Annotated in this window: 14 protein-coding genes; 10 read left to right on the top strand and 4 right to left on the bottom strand. The window is 45.0% G+C overall.

Annotated elements, in window-relative coordinates; all coding sequences use genetic code 11:
- The first annotated feature begins 85 nt into the window (after positions 1-85).
- The 3 genes from ACI882_RS02655 to ACI882_RS02665 all read left to right on the top strand — a co-directional run bounded on the left by ACI882_RS02655 (position 86) and on the right by ACI882_RS02665 (position 3,662).
- A complete protein-coding gene (locus ACI882_RS02655; RefSeq protein WP_411742849.1) occupies positions 86-1,198 on the top strand; it encodes a cytochrome-c peroxidase in 1,113 nt (370 codons plus the stop codon).
- Positions 1,199-1,264: 66 nt separating this feature from the next.
- Positions 1,265-1,834: a carboxymuconolactone decarboxylase family protein gene (locus ACI882_RS02660; RefSeq protein ID WP_411742848.1), complete on the top strand. Its 570-nt coding sequence runs from the start codon at positions 1,265-1,267 to the stop codon at positions 1,832-1,834.
- Positions 1,835-2,087: 253 nt separating this feature from the next.
- Positions 2,088-3,662 carry a BCCT family transporter gene (locus ACI882_RS02665; protein WP_411742847.1) on the top strand — a complete coding sequence of 525 codons (1,575 nt, stop codon included), beginning with the start codon at positions 2,088-2,090 and terminating at the stop codon, positions 3,660-3,662.
- Between the two features lie 43 nt (positions 3,663-3,705).
- On the opposite strand, the gene ACI882_RS02670 is transcribed toward ACI882_RS02665, so the two are convergent.
- Entirely contained in the window at positions 3,706-4,419 is a 714-nt protein-coding gene (locus ACI882_RS02670; protein ID WP_411742846.1) for a 3'-5' exonuclease, read from the bottom strand.
- Between the two features lie 3 nt (positions 4,420-4,422).
- Positions 4,423-6,327 carry a DUF294 nucleotidyltransferase-like domain-containing protein gene (locus ACI882_RS02675; protein WP_411742845.1) on the bottom strand — a complete coding sequence of 635 codons (1,905 nt, stop codon included), beginning with the start codon at positions 6,325-6,327 and terminating at the stop codon, positions 4,423-4,425.
- Positions 6,328-6,520: 193 nt separating this feature from the next.
- Here ACI882_RS02675 and ACI882_RS02680 point away from each other — a divergent pair, with 193 nt between their 5' ends.
- From ACI882_RS02680 to ACI882_RS02705, 6 genes are all read left to right on the top strand, one after another.
- Positions 6,521-7,447, top strand: coding sequence for a glycerophosphodiester phosphodiesterase (locus tag ACI882_RS02680; protein ID WP_411742844.1), 927 nt, complete (start codon positions 6,521-6,523; stop codon positions 7,445-7,447).
- 35 nt (positions 7,448-7,482) lie between these two features.
- Complete coding sequence (gene gmk, locus ACI882_RS02685) at positions 7,483-8,106, top strand: guanylate kinase (protein ID WP_411742843.1); 624 nt, start codon at positions 7,483-7,485, stop codon at positions 8,104-8,106.
- Between the two features lie 14 nt (positions 8,107-8,120).
- Positions 8,121-8,669 carry a DUF2058 domain-containing protein gene (locus tag ACI882_RS02690; RefSeq protein ID WP_411742842.1) on the top strand — a complete coding sequence of 183 codons (549 nt, stop codon included), beginning with the start codon at positions 8,121-8,123 and terminating at the stop codon, positions 8,667-8,669.
- 6 nt (positions 8,670-8,675) lie between these two features.
- The gene (locus ACI882_RS02695) at positions 8,676-9,920 is read left to right on the top strand and encodes a cystathionine gamma-synthase family protein (protein ID WP_411742841.1); all 1,245 of its coding nucleotides are present in this window, start codon (positions 8,676-8,678) and stop codon (positions 9,918-9,920) included.
- 154 nt (positions 9,921-10,074) lie between these two features.
- Positions 10,075-10,731 (top strand): LuxR C-terminal-related transcriptional regulator, encoded by a 657-nt coding sequence (locus ACI882_RS02700; RefSeq protein ID WP_411742840.1) that lies wholly within the window; start codon positions 10,075-10,077, stop codon positions 10,729-10,731.
- A 165-nt stretch (positions 10,732-10,896) separates the two neighbouring features.
- Positions 10,897-11,130, top strand: coding sequence for a hypothetical protein (locus tag ACI882_RS02705; protein WP_411746775.1), 234 nt, complete (start codon positions 10,897-10,899; stop codon positions 11,128-11,130).
- On the opposite strand, the gene ACI882_RS02710 is transcribed toward ACI882_RS02705, so the two are convergent.
- Both ACI882_RS02710 and ACI882_RS02715 read right to left on the bottom strand, forming a co-directional pair.
- The gene (locus tag ACI882_RS02710) at positions 11,131-11,511 is read right to left on the bottom strand and encodes a hypothetical protein (protein WP_411742838.1); all 381 of its coding nucleotides are present in this window, start codon (positions 11,509-11,511) and stop codon (positions 11,131-11,133) included.
- A 57-nt stretch (positions 11,512-11,568) separates the two neighbouring features.
- Positions 11,569-15,048 carry a sodium:solute symporter family transporter gene (locus ACI882_RS02715; protein WP_411742837.1) on the bottom strand — a complete coding sequence of 1,160 codons (3,480 nt, stop codon included), beginning with the start codon at positions 15,046-15,048 and terminating at the stop codon, positions 11,569-11,571.
- Between the two features lie 86 nt (positions 15,049-15,134).
- Here ACI882_RS02715 and hemH point away from each other — a divergent pair, with 86 nt between their 5' ends.
- Positions 15,135-16,154 carry a ferrochelatase gene (hemH, locus tag ACI882_RS02720; protein WP_411742836.1) on the top strand — a complete coding sequence of 340 codons (1,020 nt, stop codon included), beginning with the start codon at positions 15,135-15,137 and terminating at the stop codon, positions 16,152-16,154.
- Positions 16,155-16,166 lie beyond the last annotated feature (12 nt).

A 16,166-nucleotide genomic window follows, 5' to 3' on the forward strand; every position in this document is an offset into this window, starting at 1 on the left:
ATTATCAAATGCATCTGTGGTTTGTTTCAGCTTGGAGGTCATTTTGGTTAAAAAATCTGTATTTTGTCTGTGTTGGCTACTTTTAATGCCGCCTTTGCTTTATGGCGCTGAATTAACAGAGGCGGGGGCTAAAGCTCAGCTTGGCCAGCTGTTATTTTTCGATGTTAACTTATCTAACAACCGCAGCCAATCGTGTGCGACTTGTCATAATCCTGAACATGGCTTTATTGATAACCGCGCAAACGCCCTAAATGCTATGGTCTCTTTAGGCGATGATGGTTATTCTTTTGGTGATCGTAATGCGCCTACGGCTTCCTATGCTAGCTTTATTCCAGTGATTACTCGCACCGATGCAGGTGTTTTTAGAGGCGGTCAGTTTCTTGATGGCCGTGAACGTGATTTGGCTGGCCAAGCCGGTGGGCCGCCATTGAATCCACTTGAAATGGGTATGCCCGATAAAGCGTCGGTGGTTGCTCGATTGCAAGAAAATGACTATTACTTTAAACGCTTCGCTGACCTTTATGGCGACGACATTTTTCAGGACAGCGAAGCTGCTTACCACGCTATGGCCGACAGTATTGCCGAGTTTGAAAAGACCGACTTCTTTTCACCCTTTGACTCAAAGTACGACCGCTATATAAAAGGTGAAGTGGAGTTGTCTCAACAAGAATCACTCGGTGAAGCGCTGTTCTTTTCTCAACAGTTCACTAATTGCAATGGCTGTCATCAGCTCAAAACGTTTGGTAACAGCCTAGGTGAAACATTTAGTAATTATGAATACCACAACTTAGGTGTGCCGGTTAACTTGGCTGTGCGAACGGCAAACGGACTTGGAGCCGATCATCTTGATCGCGGTTTATTAGAACACCCTAGAATTGATGATGAAAACCAAGCTGGTAAGTTTAAAGTGCCGACTTTGCGCAACGTCGCCGTGACTGGCCCGTACATGCATAACGGCGTGTTCGAAGACTTGCGCACCACCATTCTCTTTTACGACAAATTCAACAATAGCACCCGTCAATTAAACCCCGAAACTGGCCAGCCTTGGGGAGCAGCAGAAGTGAACCAAAACTTAGCCTTAGAAGATGAAGAGTTTGATGCGCCGGCCTTAACCGACAAAGAAGTGGATGCGCTGGTGGCTTTTTTGATAACGCTGACGGATCAGCGTTATGAGCATTTACTGGTCGGTGAAGAATAGTTTGTAGCTCTCTATATTACATTAGTATATTCTAATGTTTAATTTATCGCAGCCAAAGGTTTGCTCATGAGAGTTCCTGAAAAACCACTTCACCAGTATCCGTTTTTTCTTCGCCCGTTCTTTTGGCGCCAAAGTAGTAAATATGGCCAAGTTTTAAAACCAGGTTTGTTGTGGGGACGCAGCCCTTGGTTATTTGCAACGGTAGCCATGCTCTACGGCGCGCTGGATCGTAAAAAATCGCCTTTGAACCCAGTGTTGCGTTCATTAGTCACGGTGCGTGTCTCTCAAATTAACTGGTGTGCTTTTTGTGTTGATATTAACTCGAACACTCTCATTCAACGTGCAGGCGCGGAAGATAAAGTAGATCATCTCGATCATTGGCGAGATGTTGATATTTATTCCGAAGAAGAGCGGTTGGCATTGGAATACTCAGAAGCGGTAACGCGTTCAGACATTCAAGTGACTGAAGAGCTAATGACTCGGCTAAAAACCCAATACAGTGATGATGAAGTGGTAGAGCTGACAGGGTTGATCGCTTTTCAGAATTTATCGAGTAAGTTTAATGCCGCCCTTGATGTCCCCGCACAGGGTTTTTGTCGGGTGCCGACAAAGGCAGAAACTTCAGTAGAGCCTTAGTATGTTTATTGGCTTGATAGAAAAGAATTGAAGATATCCCTGCCTTTATGGGGCAGGTCGATGTTTTAATGTGACCGTTACCTATTAAAAACATTTTTGAACACCACTGTCCTGGAGGTGTTTTTTTAGCAAGCTCAATTGATTGATTTCTTAGGGTTTTCACTCCAAGTTTCCACACGGTCCCCGACACTCGACTTGCACTCAAGCCATACACTGCCTATGGTTGTCACAGTTTTTTCACTTGGAGGAAGTAATGAGTCAGTCTAAAGATAAGTACAGTATTGAGAATACCGACTATTCCGTGGGGCAAGATAACGTACAAAAATGGGGCTTTGACGTTCATAACCCGGTTTTTGGCTTCAGTGCAGGTCTAATTTTATTGTTCTTAGTGGCCGTACTGGTCACCGACCCGGCAACGGCTAAGGGTTTTCTCGATGGTTTAAAGTGGGACATCATTGCTAAGTTCGATGCTTGGTTTATGTGGTCTGGCAACATTTTCGTTATTTTTTGTATTGGGTTGGCCGTTTCGCCTTGGGGCAAAATTCGCTTAGGCGGTAATGAAGCGAAAGCTGAGCACTCTACTTTATCTTGGATCGCGATGTTGTTTGCGGCGGGCATGGGTATTGGTCTTATGTTCTGGGGTGTGGCTGAACCAGCGGCTTATTTCACTGGTTGGTTTGAAACGCCGCTCGGTGTTGAACCTTATACAAAAGAAGCGGCCGATTTAGCATTGGGCGCAACCATGTATCACTGGGGTCTGCACCCTTGGGCTATTTATGGTGTGGTGGCCTTGTCTTTGGCGTTTTTCACTTATAACAAAGGCTTACCGCTTTCGATGCGTTCGGTGTTTTACCCAATTTTAGGGGATCGCACCTGGGGTTGGCCGGGTCATATCATCGACATTCTGGCGGTATTGGCGACCTTATTTGGTTTGGCTACGTCACTTGGGCTGGGTGCTCAACAAGCGGCAGCGGGTATGAGCCATGTCTTTGGTTTTGCCGCGGGTTTAAGTTTGCAAATTTGGGTCATTATCGGCGTAACTTTATTGGCCATTGTATCTGTTGTTCGCGGTTTAGAAGGTGGTGTGAAAGTGCTCTCTAACGTCAACATGGTTATTGCGATCTTGCTCATGGTATTCGTTGCTGCGGTGGCTTTTGCCGTATCGTTGGGGACTATTCCGCAAACGGTTGTGGCTTACGCGAAAAATATTATTCCGTTGTCTAACCCGCATGGCCGTCCAGATGAAGCTTGGTTGCAAGGTTGGACTGTCTTTTATTGGGCCTGGTGGATGTCTTGGTCGCCGTTCGTGGGTATGTTTATTGCGCGTGTTTCTAAAGGCCGTACCGTACGTGAGTTTGTCACCGCAGTACTCTTGATTCCAACAGCGGTGACCATTGTTTGGATGTCGGTCTATGGCGGTATCGCGATTGATCAAATCCAAAACGGCATCGGTGCGTTGGGCATTGATGGCTTAACGTCAGTACCCTTGGCAATGTTCCAAATGTTTGACGAGTTAGCCCTAGGCTCACTCTTGTCATTCATAGCCATTGTCTTGGTATTGGTTTTCTTTATTACTTCATCAGACTCAGGTTCATTGGTCATCGACAGTATTACCGCAGGCGGTAAAATTGATGCGCCGGTGCCTCAGCGTATCTTTTGGGCATCTATTGAAGGGGCTATTGCTGCAGCGTTATTGTGGATAGGCGGAACAGAAGCCATTGAAGCATTGCAAGCGGGTGCTATATCAACAGGCTTACCGTTTATGTTTGTGCTGTTGGTTATGTGTGTGTCGTTGCTAATGGGCATGCGTACAGAAGTTAATAAGTAATCTACTTATCGAGCGCCCAGTTCTTGGGCGCTCTTCTTTATCTTTACAGCCAGAGTTTTCTCACCAATTTTTCCGCTAATTTATGTTTTGCCATTTGCGCTTGTAATAATTCTGCTGTGGCTAACGCATCAACTAAGGCATTGTGGTTTTCATAGGCGGGTAAGTTATAGCGTTCTCGGACGTTTAATAATCTCAAAGAAGGTAATGGTCTTTTTACCCAAGCTGAAATAGGCGAGCGGCGTTTACGTAGAAATTTTGCTTCTAATTCCAGTGTATCAATGACAGGGAATAAAAAGTTTTTTTGCAATAAATTCGCAACCGCGACACGAAAAAATTCCCGCTCCATGTACCGGTAATGCACGACAATTTGTTTGCCTTCTAAGTGTGACAGTATTTCTGGTAAAACTGATCGAAATGAAGGCGCATCGGCTATGTCTGAGTGTGTAATACCATGAATAACGACGGAGTCTGAGGTTAATCTGCGAGGCCGAACAATCCAGTGCTTGGCTTTGGCTAGATAAATTCGATGAGCGTCAAACGGCACAAGACCAATGCTCACGATGTCATCTTCTAATGCGTTTAAGCCGGTGGTTTCAATATCAATAGCAACAAAGTCAGTATCTTGCATCACTTGTTTTGCGGCGACTAAAGGCTGGTAATAAAAAGATTGCAGGCTTTCGGGCAGCTCATGGTTGGTTTGCTGGGCGTAAAACTGATCCCAGTTATCAGGCACCGTTTGGTACGGAAAAAGTTCCATGACTTACCCTTTTGATTGTGCAGTATAGCGAAACTTCAAAAACTTCTGAGCGCTGCTGAGTACTTGGAAGGCTTCTTTTAAGCCGCGGCGCTCTTTACCGGATAGCTTTTCAGGCTCTACGGTATTGTCAGGGTCTTCACCTGCCTCAACGGCATCGACCTGCTGGCGAATACGGATTTTTGATAAATACTCCAACGCATCAGAGAGTTCATCTTTTTTACCTTCAGGAAGAATTGGTGAGTCGGCGATATCTTCTAGTCGGTCAAAAGAATTTTGTGACAACGATCCCTTTGCTAAAGCATGCACACGAATAACATCGACCAGTGGCGCAGTGCCGCGTCGCTTTAAGTTCATGCTGTAGCGTTGTCTGCCATCTATTTCTAAAACAAAGTCTTTAAAAAAACCTAACGGAGGTGTTCTGTTCAGCGCATTGCGTGCTAAAGCTGCTAAGAATGGCTTGTTGTTTTTCGCTTTGTTGGTGATGTAACGAGTAAGTTGATCGGCCCAAACTATTTTGCCGTCAACACCGTTGAGATCAAAAAAGATAGAAGCGTTGAGCAGTGCTTTCGGGTCTGGGTTTTCAATCCAATCGGCAAATTGTTTCTTCCAGTCTTGTAAGGTCATTCGCCACTTCGGGTTAGTGGCCATAATATCTCCATCGCAGTAGGTATAGCCGCACGCCGCTAAACCATCACAGACAAACTCGGACAGTTCTTTAAAGTATTCGTTGTGCAGTTCGTGGTTATAATCTGGCGACAAAATAATTGCATTATCTTGATCGGTTACCAATATTTGCTCTTCACGAGCCATAGAGCCCAGGGCCAAGAAGCAATAGGGTACTGGTGGTGTGCCAAGTTTTGTTTCGGCCAACTGCAATAAACGTTGTTTAAATGCTCGGCCAATGACAGACATAGCCGTGCCGATCATGTGCGAATTAGCGCCTTCTTTTTGCATACGCACCATAACCGCGGCCACTTGAGGCGAAAGTTCAACGAGCTCTGCTACTGTTTCTCGGCTAAGAATACCGCGTACCAATAACAAGCTGTTTTGCGATTCATGGCGGACCACATCAGACAGCGCAACGACGCCGGTAATTTTATCTTGGCGAACTAAGGGTAAGTGATGAACGTTATGGCGAAGCATTAATAGCATGGCTTCGTAGACATAAGCATCGTGAGCAATGGTGATAAGGTCGGTCGACATAATGTCACGCAGTTGAGTATCGTATGGCAGAGCCTGGGCGAGCACTCGTTTACGTAAATCGCGGTCGGTGACGATTCCGGCTGGAAGTAGGGCGGTCTTTTCTTCGGCTATTTCATCATCTTCGTCATTAACACTAATGTGGTCAAAAATCACAATGGAGGATACTTTTTGATCGCTCATTAATTGAGCACATTCATGAACAGTCGCATCGGCGGTGAGGTGTACCGGGGGCCGCATAATAAGGTCGCGAACACTGGCCGTCGTCATGTCATTTTCGTCAGCCTTATTTTGCACTTCTTGCTGCAAAGTAGAATGCTCATTCACCTCAAAAAAATCACCAAACTCAGCGTGTTTATCACACATATCAAGGAACAATTTAGATGGAATTCGATAAATTAAGGTGTCTTCCCTAGCCTGCACTGGGTAACGAACATGGCCATTCATTAAAATGCCCATTTGCCCGAAAACTTGCCCAGGTTCTAGCCAGTTATATAGCTCACCGGTGCGTCGGAAAACTTCTACTGAGCCGGAACGAATCATGTATAGGGCGTCAATTGAGGCGCCGTAATTTAGAATTTGGTTTTTTGCTTGGAAATAACTGACTTCAATTTGGCCGCATAGCTCAGCTAAATCGTCGGCCGGAATATTATCAAAGGGCTCATGCGCGCCAACAAAAGTGATGATGTCTTGAATTTCGGTTGACATAATATTTCTGCCTATAGAGTCTTTGTGGCTCAGTGTAGGGGTTTGTTTTTGGTTTTTCGAACCAACCTATGATTAAAGCACAATTAGCCAGGTAATTGGGTGCGATTGGTGCTGAAGACGCAGTTAAGTGTTGAGTCTTAGCCTGCTAAATGCCTATAATTCTTCAGATAAAATAATAATAATTGGAATTTAAATGAAGCTGTTACGAATACTTTCACGCGCTTTTATACTAATGGCCGTGCTTTACGCTGTCTATTTTGTAGCGGTGCCAACGCCTACAGTTTCTGAGTTTGCGCGCCAGCAAGTGGATAATATTGCGCATCAAGGGGGTAATTTAGAATACCCAGATTCTACCTTGATCGCTTATGATGCCGCATTGCGCAGTAATGTTGATGTGTTAGAAATGGATGTACATCTGACTCGAGATAATCACCTCGTGGTTATCCATGACGATACAGTTGACCGCACGACCAATGGCAAGGGCGCAGTAGCTGATTATACGCTGGCCGAGCTTAAAGTACTTGATGCCGCCTACTGGTGGCCGTATCACTCTAATGATGACGTAGCCAAACAACAGGTCCCAGTTAATCAGGATTTTCCCTATAGGGGGGCGGGCGCAACCATTCCTACCTTAGATGAAATGTTTCAACGATATCCGCACCACCGATTTACCATTGAACTCAAAGACAATAGTGATGAATTAAGAACTGCTTTAATCGCTAAAATTGATGAGTATGACCGGTGGAGCACTATATTGGTGGCCTCTTTCTACTTAGAAACGCTGCAACAGTTACGTCAAGCTAAACCTCAGGCTCAGACCTATGCCGCCGAAAGTGAAATAAAGCTCTTCTATGTATTGCAATTATTGAGGTTGGAAAAACTATACCCTTATTCGATAGATGCCTTTGCCGTGCCCATGACTAGTGGCGGGTTAAGCTTAGCAACACCGCGCTTTATTCAGGCGGCACACAACGCAGGGATATTAGTTCACTATTGGACAATCAATACCGAGGCCGATATGCAGCAGCTATTAGAGATCGGTGCAGATGGCATAATGACCGATCGCCCAGCACTTTTATATCAACTACAAACAGGACGAAAGCCAGTCAATCTGCTATGATTAGCGGCTTTCAACCTTTCTAGTTAGGCACAGTTATGCCACAAATCGTCCCTGGAACTTTATATATTGTTGCCGCACCTAGTGGTGCGGGTAAAAGTAGCTTGGTCAATGCCTTGATCTCGCGCTTATCGTTTGTCTACTTGTCTATTTCCCATACCACACGCCCTATGCGGCCTGGCGAAGAAAATGGCGAGCATTATCACTTTACGTCCGTTGAAGATTTTGTTGAACGTATTGAGCATGCAGAGTTTTTAGAGCATGCCAAGGTATTTGATAACTACTACGGCACATCTCAAACCTATGTGCAGCAACAGTTAGATGCCGGCCACGATGTTATTTTAGAGATCGACTGGCAAGGTGCTCAGCAAGTTCGCCGTCTAATGCCTGATGCCAAAAGTATATTCATATTGCCGCCTTCAAGAGAGGCGTTACAAGAGCGATTAGAAAAGCGAAAGCAAGACAGCGCTGAAGTTATCGCCCGACGTATGAAAGATGCCGTCTCAGAGATGTCACACTACGCAGAATTTGAATACCTCATAATCAACGATGACTTTTATAAAGCACTCGATGACATGAGCGCCATATTTGTGGCAAACAGAATGGTCATTGACCAGCAAGATAAGCGTTACCAAAACCTATTAGAACAACTGCTTAAGTAAGGTATTTATCACTCATGTCTAAATCATTAGCTGATCAACTTGCGGGCTTAGGCTTGGCAAATAATAAGCAAATTCAAAAAGATAAAGCTGAAAAGCGTAAGCAAGAAAAGTTAGCGCGTAAGCACAAAATTGAAACCGTTGATGAATCAAAAGCAGCGGTTGAGCAGGCCAAAAAAGATAAGTTAGAAAAAGACCGTCTGCTTAATTTAGAACGCCAAGAAGCGTTAAAAAAGCGAGAAATCATAGCGCAAGTTAAGCAAATGATTCTGCACGCTAAATTGAACCTTGACGACGGCGATGTAAAATACAGCTTCGCAGATAAATCAGATAACAAAGTGAAGTCACTCTACGTGACCGAGCAATACCAAAAAGACCTAGCCTTAGGACGTTTAGCGATAGCGTCAGTTGACGATAAATTTTATGTCATTCCTAAGAAAATGGCCGATAAAATTGCCGAACGCAGTGAATCTTCAATCGTATTTGTTGCAACCTCTGATACTAATGTAATAGACGATGATGATCCTTATAAAGACTTCGTCGTCCCTGATGATCTAATGTGGTAATAAAGAATGACTAAATTGAAAGGCTTTACCAGCAATATTGTTCATCATGATCGTCAGCAAGGTTTCGCCGATGGCCCAATACACGCGCCAATATATAATTCAGTGCCATATGGTTATGCCACGACACAAGAATTAGTAGATGTGTTTCAAGGGAAGGCAGCTGGTCAAGCCTACGCTCGTCAGTCAACGCCGACGACCGATTCATTGCAGTCAATGATTACACAGGCCGAGCAAGCATTTGGATCGTTAGTATTTGCCACGGGTATGGCTGCGCTCAGTGCGGCATTTTTGACCTTGTTAAAGCAAGGGGACCACATCATTGCGAGCCAATTCCTATTTGGTAACTCTCATAGTTTTTTGGCAACTCTTGAGAACTTTGGTATCGAAGTCAGCTTAGTTGATGCCACCGATGTTGAAAACGTCAAATCGGCCCATCAACAAAACACTCGTATTGTATTTGTAGAAACTATTGCAAATCCGGGCACGCAAGTTGTTGACCTAGCGGCTATAGGTGATTGGTGTGAACAACATGGTTTGGTTTACTTAGTCGACAACACGCTAACATCGCCTTATTTGTTTAAACCAAAAAACGTAAAAGCCAGCTTGGTGATGAACAGCCTGTCAAAATATTTCTGCGGGCACGGCACTGTGTTAGGTGGTGCCATTACGGATACGGGCTTGTACGATTGGTCAACTTATCCCAATATTTTTGAAGCCTACCGCCAAGGCGACAGCAAAAAGTGGGCGCTCACGCAAATTAAGAAAAAAGCCCTGCGTGATATGGGTGGCTCGCTCAGCTCAGACGCGGCTTTCCAAATTGCGGTTGGCGCAGAGACCATTGCCTTACGAATGGACCGCGCATGTGCTAATGCCCTAGCCCTAGCGCAAATGCTTGATGCACACGAAAAAGTAGAGAAAGTTTATTATCCTGGCCTGAGCTGCCATGCTCAACATGAAAAAGCGAGCCAATGGTTTAAACATTATGGCGCGATTTTAAGCTTTGATGTTAAACCTGGTTATGATTGCTCAGCGTTATTAGATAGCATTGATGTTGTTATTAATGCGACGCACTTAGGCGATAACCGAACGTTGGCGTTGCCGATGGCAAGCACCATTTTCTTTGAAATGGGCGCGGCCAAGCGTGCGGCCTCCGGTATCAGTGAGCAAATGATACGCTGCTCAATTGGTATTGAAGATACCGAAGATCTTGTTGAAGGTTTTAAACAGGGTTTAGATCAGCTTACTAAATAAGAGCGAGATAAGTGAGTGACATCTTTGTCAAAAAAGGTAACAATTAGGCCAAAATAAATATAATAAATGTGAGCATTACCGCTCTCCTTAGTGGTGATGACGCTGCACTACAAGCTTTCTTAACGGCTGAGCTCGTCAACTAAGAGAAATTAATATGCATAAGTTGCTGATTGTCGATGACCATCCTTTATTTCGAGATGCATTAAATTTGTCTCTAAATAATGCTGCACAGTTACTGCAGCTCTCGCCAGAAAACCCGATTTATTATTCAGCTTCCCTAGAAGATGCTTTTAGGCAGCTAGCGTTAACGCCTAATGTCGACCTCATTATGCTTGACCTCCATTTGCCAGGACATGATGGCTTTTGGGGGCTTGTTGAGCTTCGAAAACTGTATCCTGCTATCTCAGTGATCGTTATTTCCGGTAACGATGAGAGCGAAACCATCGCTAAGGCAAAGGCTTGCGGCGCATCGGGTTTTATCTCAAAGTCTGCCATGTCTAGTTATATTGTCGATGGCGTTCATGCAGTTTTAAAAGGTGATGAATACTGGCCAGAAGGCAGTGGTGATGTAGATTCAGAAGTGGCGAGTATCGCTAAAAAAATACATCAATTAACCGAACAACAGCTGGTGGTTTTAAAGCACTTACAGGAAGGCCGCCTGAATAAACAGATCGCTTATGATCTAGAAATCTCAGAAGCCACCGTTAAAGCACATGTGACGGCAATTTTCCGTAAGCTCGGCGTTGTTAACCGCACTCAAGCGGTCATTTTAGCCAATAAGCTGCAAATAGACGCGCCCTTAGCAATCTAATTAGAGGTACGCTGCTCAGCAATGGCTAGGTGACACTCTGTGTCACTAACGGTCACATATCGCTTTTTGCGTGTGATCAACTTCTCTTCAAAGCCTTAGTTTTAAGGCGATAGGCAATTGGCATAGATCTCGCATTATTAAATATAAATACTTTAATCGGAGCCGATGATGTCAACAGTAGTAAATGACAACGTCATACGCCTATCTCAGAAACGTCCAGAAATGGCACTCGAACGCTTAAAGCGATCTACAGGGCTCGACTTCGATGCTGTACCGCAAAGCCTAGTAAACTTAGCTGAGCAAGAGTTAACAACACATCTTAAGAATGAAGATGAAGTACAGGCCCCTGTGCTAACAGAAATTGTTGAAGGGCCTGTGTGGGCAAAGCAAGCCGAATAATTACATTTCGAACAGGCGTTTTTTAGGCGGCTTGGTGGCCTCTTTTCGTACTGGTTGAACATAAAGTTCGTCTACGTGGTACGTCGTGTGTGGCGTCGACAAAGCGACGCTCATTGAGCGCAATGTGCCAACAATTTTTAGTCGGGCAATACCTGACAACAATGACGAAACCGATGACGTAGAGCATTGATCGACGCAGTGCCGATGCTCGCCTTGTTCATCTACCCACACAAGATATAACTTGCTGAGATCACTATTAGTTTGATCAAAGCGTATCCAGGCGGCGACATTGTATTCAGATTGCCATTGTGTGCCAGTCTTTATGCCGGCCGGTTTGTCCAAGATATGCTCAGGGACATCCGTTAATTTTAGTATAGGCATTCTATTTTCCTTCCTCGAACCCCTAATATAGCCAGATTCAAAATAGAATACCGTGCCCTAGATCCCAATTTTGTCAGCGGCTATGGGTTTGAGTAGTGCACGCAAAGCAGCAGGTTTGACCGGTTTCGCTAAAAACACCAAGCCACGCTTCATCGCTAAGCTGCTTAAGTCACTGTCGCCATGGGCCGTCACCAAAATAGCCGGGACTTTTGCCTGCCATTGCTTAGTAAGCATATCAAAGAGATCAAACCCTGTGAGCTGTTCGCCGAGCTGATAATCAATAATAAGTGCATCAGGCCTAATCAGGTTTTTCGCGCCCTGTTCTTCAGTGGCTGAAATAACCCGACAGCCCCAAGCCGAAAGCAGAGTGGTGAGTGCATCAACATTGTCCTGGTCGTTGTCAATAACCGCTACCGTTAAACTCAGTGCGCTGTGAGCTTGGCTCACACTGGGCTTGGATGCAGAAGGTCTCTCATAATCACTCAGTGGTGTTTCGAGCGCAAAGCAAGAGCCTTTGCCTACGCGTGATTTTATTGAAATAGGGTGCCCCAAATGTTCACTAATGCGAGAAACCACACTGAGCCCTAAACCAACACCGTGCGCGTATTGGGCATGTTGATCTAAGCGGCTAAAGTCATGATAGATGCGTTGTTGATCTGCTTCGGCAATGCCAAGACCGGTATCCCACACCTGTATCAGAACGGTGTCTCCACGCTTACGTGCGGCCAGTAAAACAGACCCCTGTTGAGTGTACTTAACGGCATTGGATACTAGGTTCTGGACAATTCGTCGCAGCTGCCGAGACTCTGACAAGACAAAAAACCGATTCGGTCGCACTATGAGCCGCAAGCCTTTCTCTTCGGCAATTGAATAAAACTCGTTAGCAATGGAGTGGAAGAGTGGGTCTAAGTCGACCGGTTCTAATTCAGGTTTCTGTGGGTTGCCATCGAGCTTGGCAATTTCCAGCAACGTCGATAACAACTCTTCTGTTGTTTTCAATGAATGCTCCAGCTTTACCACAACTTCATCGTTTGTATAACGTTCGAGTAACGCCGTGTTGTAGAGGCGAGCGGCGTTGAGCGGTTGCAAAATATCGTGACTGGCGAGGGCCAAAAATCGGGTTTTACTTTCGTTGGCTAGCTCGGCTTCGTTTTTTGCTTCGAATAGTAAATCTTCGGCTCGTTCACGTTCATTGATTTCGTTGCGCAATTCTCGCGTGCGTTCTTGCACTCTTTTCTCAAGGTTATCTTTTGATTCTTTCAGGTCATTTTGTACTTTAACGTATTCAGAAATATCGTTAAACGTAGTTACAAAGCCTCCACCCGGCAGTGGGTTGCCTTTAATTTCGATGACGCTGCCGTCTACGCGTACGCGAATAAAACGATGAGGGGCGGGCGAATGTAAGTGCTCTACGCGCTTAATGACATGATCGTCGACATCACCAGGCCCGCATTCGCCACGTTCAGCGTTGTAGCGTACTAAATCAGCAATAGGGGTGCCTACTTTTAGTAGTTCGACAGGGTATGGGTACATCTCTACGTACATACGGTTCCAAGCGACTAGGCGTAGGTCTCGGTCAATTACCGACACGCCATGGTCTAAGTTTTCTAACGTTGAAGATAATACTTTTTGATTAAACTGAATAGCGCGGGTGGTCTCATCAAAAAAAGTCACCACATCTTCGAGGTGTAATACGCTGCCAGCCACAGCTGAATGTATCATTGCTCGTGCTGAACTGGCGCCAATTACGCCTGATAATGTTCGCTCGATGTAACGAATTAATTCTGTTGCAGGCGGTTCATCGTCAATAATTCTGAAATGATTGACTCGTTCAAAATCACTAATCCAGCGCCGCGTTTGTGCGGTACCTGCAAAACGTTCCAGCATTGAAACCAGGTCAGCGGAACGAATTTTTCGTTCCGATTTTTTAGGTTGGTTGGTTAATAAATGCTTATCTAATTGTACAAACGCAGATGCTTGAAATCGATCAGCTAAAGAGTGCTTTGCGCGCATTGAGAACCAAACAAAGCAAGAGAGGTTAAACACTAAGCTAAAAAAAACGCCGTGAGATAATGCATCTGTAAACTGAAATCCCAGCAATTGTTCAGGGCGGAGCCAGCTAACCCCCCATGGGCCTTGTTCAAGAAGTGTTGTAGAAATAAAACCAACGTCACTGAGCATCGGCACCAACAATGTCCACGCCCAAGTTAAACTGCCGACTAACATGCCTGCGTAAGCTCCTCGGTAGTGAGCATCGCGCCAATACAGACCGAGTAGCAGAGCGGGTAGTAATTGCACCACGAGAGAAAAGGCCAGTAAGCCAATTTTTGACAGGGCTTCACTTTGCCCAAAAACAACCGAATACATCCACGCTGATAAAATTACCCCAATAATAATAAACCGGCGCATTTGAATCAGCCAGTTGGCAACTTGTTGTGAGTCTTGCGCTAAGCGATTCCGTATTAGCATGGGGAATAGGGCGTCATTACTTAACATGGTAGATAACGCGAGTGTTGTAATCACAATCATAGCAACCGATGCAGAAAAACCGCCAATAAAGACCAGCAATACTAACCAGGTTTGCTCTGCAACTTGAGGTAATAAAAGTACATAGGTATCAGCGTTAATATCGGCGCTCTGGAATAAACGTAAACCAGCGGCGGTGATCGGCAAAATAACAATACTGATAATAATTAAATACAAAGGGAACACCCAGCGCGCAGTTTCCAGGTGAGATCGATGGGTGTTTTCAACCACCATCACGTGGAACTGTCTGGGCAATACCAAAACCGCACTGGACGCTAATAACAGTTGAGTTAAGAAGCTCATATTTAAACCGGTCCAGTTAAACTGTCCTGTGGCCACAAGCTCACCTCTAAACTCACCAAAACCTGAGTAAAAGTAAAATACTACATAGAGCGCAAGAACGACGAGCGCACTAAGTTTAACCAGTGATTCAAACGCAACGGTGAGCATAATGCCATGATGATGTTTTGAGGCATCTACCTGACGGGTGCCGAACAAAATTGCAAAGATAATCATCGCGATAGCGACAAAGAGTGCCGTGTTCGATGAATTTAATGGCATAGATGACGTTTGGCTAACAACCGTTATGCTATTAGTGACCGCTTTTAGCTGTAAGCCAATATAAGGGATGCCTGCGACAGTGCAGATGAGGGTGGCAAGAAAGGCAATGCCACGCTTTTTACTATAACGAGAGGCCAGAAAATCGGCAATAGACGTGGTATTCTGGCGCTTGCCAACGCGCACTAACTTATTCAGCAAGGGTCCGGCAAATATAAAGACCAATAAAGGTCCCAAATAAATGGGTAAAAACCCCCAGCCAGAGCTTGCAGCGGTGCCAACAGCGCCATAAAACGTCCAGCTTGAACAATAGACAGCAAGCGATAGTGCATAAATTAGTGGCGAATATGATTTTGTTTTAGCAATGCCGCGCTCAGAATCACCATAGATCGCAATTGCGAATAAACTGGCAACATATAAAAAAGCGCAGGCTAATATAATCCAAGAGGTCATTATTATTGTATTCGTTTAGGATTCTCATACGATAATGACGCAGAGCAGACTTAGCAAACAAGCTATTTTTAACAAAAGGTTAATTAATGAAAAATTTTCCAGAGGGTCACCCTACCGTTAAGCTTGGTCGGATTGGCGTGGTGCTGGTGAATCTAGGCACACCAGATGATCTAAGCCCAAAGAGTGTTCGTCGCTACTTAAAAGAGTTTTTATCTGATCGTCGTGTGGTTGAAATTCCAAGGCTCATTTGGTGGCCGTTGTTGAATGGAATTATTTTAAATACACGACCAAAAAAGTCAGCGCAGGCATATGCCAAAGTTTGGATGAAAGACATCGATGAATCGCCACTGCGTTACTACACGCGCCAACAAGCTGACAAACTGACTAAAGCGATGCCTGAGTTAGATGTTACTTGGGCAATGCGCTATGGCCAACCGAACATAGCCGACAGATTGACAGAGTTACAGGCGAAAGGCTGCGATCGTATAGTTGTGCTACCGATGTACCCGCAATATTCAGCGACGACCAACGCGACAGTTTCAGATGCTGTGTTTGATCACTTAAAAACCCTGCGTTGGCAGCCAACCATACGTATTGCCCACCCGTGGTACCGAAGTAGCCATTATATAGGTGCAATCACAACGCAATTAAAAGCACATTTGGCACAGCGTAAAACGGTACCACAGAAAATTATGCTGTCATTTCATGGCCTGCCGGAGCGTTTCATTGAGTCGGGCGACCCTTATCAGTGCCATTGTTTTGTGACCGGCCGGTTAATTGCAGAAGCGATAGGTTGGTCTGCTGAAGATGTTTTAGTGACATTTCAAAGCCGGTTTGGCAAAGCTAAATGGATTGAACCCTACACCAATGCAACGTTAACGACCCTGCCAGAAAAGGGTGTAAAAGATATTTTAGTCTTAACGCCAGGTTTTGTGGTGGATTGCTTAGAAACGCTAGAAGAGATTGCAATGGAAGGCAAAGAAGTCTTTGAGGCCGCTGGTGGTGAGCAATATGATGTTTTGCCATGTTTAAATGACAGTGATGAAGCAATGGAAATGATCAGGGAGTTGGTACAACAGGAACTACAGGGCTGGATCGAGAAGTAATAGCTCTAGCCA

Source organism: Reinekea sp., from assembly GCF_046710285.1.
GTDB lineage: Bacteria > Pseudomonadota > Gammaproteobacteria > Pseudomonadales > Natronospirillaceae > Reinekea.

What these genes read in the sequence shown, in the direction of transcription:
- ACI882_RS02705 (WP_411746775.1), top strand. Translation starts at nt 10,897, where the DNA reads ATGATGTCAACAGTAGTAAATGACAACGTCATACGCCTATCTCAGAAA.
- ACI882_RS02660 (WP_411742848.1), top strand. Translation starts at nt 1,265, where the DNA reads ATGAGAGTTCCTGAAAAACCACTTCACCAGTATCCGTTTTTTCTTCGC.
- ACI882_RS02680 (WP_411742844.1), top strand. Translation starts at nt 6,521, where the DNA reads ATGAAGCTGTTACGAATACTTTCACGCGCTTTTATACTAATGGCCGTG.
- hemH (WP_411742836.1), top strand. Translation starts at nt 15,135, where the DNA reads ATGAAAAATTTTCCAGAGGGTCACCCTACCGTTAAGCTTGGTCGGATT.
- ACI882_RS02715 (WP_411742837.1), bottom strand. Translation starts at nt 15,048, where the DNA reads ATGACCTCTTGGATTATATTAGCCTGCGCTTTTTTATATGTTGCCAGT.
- ACI882_RS02710 (WP_411742838.1), bottom strand. Translation starts at nt 11,511, where the DNA reads ATGCCTATACTAAAATTAACGGATGTCCCTGAGCATATCTTGGACAAA.
- ACI882_RS02655 (WP_411742849.1), top strand. Translation starts at nt 86, where the DNA reads ATGCCGCCTTTGCTTTATGGCGCTGAATTAACAGAGGCGGGGGCTAAA.
- ACI882_RS02675 (WP_411742845.1), bottom strand. Translation starts at nt 6,327, where the DNA reads ATGTCAACCGAAATTCAAGACATCATCACTTTTGTTGGCGCGCATGAG.
- ACI882_RS02690 (WP_411742842.1), top strand. Translation starts at nt 8,121, where the DNA reads ATGTCTAAATCATTAGCTGATCAACTTGCGGGCTTAGGCTTGGCAAAT.
- ACI882_RS02695 (WP_411742841.1), top strand. Translation starts at nt 8,676, where the DNA reads ATGACTAAATTGAAAGGCTTTACCAGCAATATTGTTCATCATGATCGT.
- ACI882_RS02670 (WP_411742846.1), bottom strand. Translation starts at nt 4,419, where the DNA reads ATGGAACTTTTTCCGTACCAAACGGTGCCTGATAACTGGGATCAGTTT.
- gmk (WP_411742843.1), top strand. Translation starts at nt 7,483, where the DNA reads ATGCCACAAATCGTCCCTGGAACTTTATATATTGTTGCCGCACCTAGT.
- ACI882_RS02665 (WP_411742847.1), top strand. Translation starts at nt 2,088, where the DNA reads ATGAGTCAGTCTAAAGATAAGTACAGTATTGAGAATACCGACTATTCC.
- ACI882_RS02700 (WP_411742840.1), top strand. Translation starts at nt 10,075, where the DNA reads ATGCATAAGTTGCTGATTGTCGATGACCATCCTTTATTTCGAGATGCA.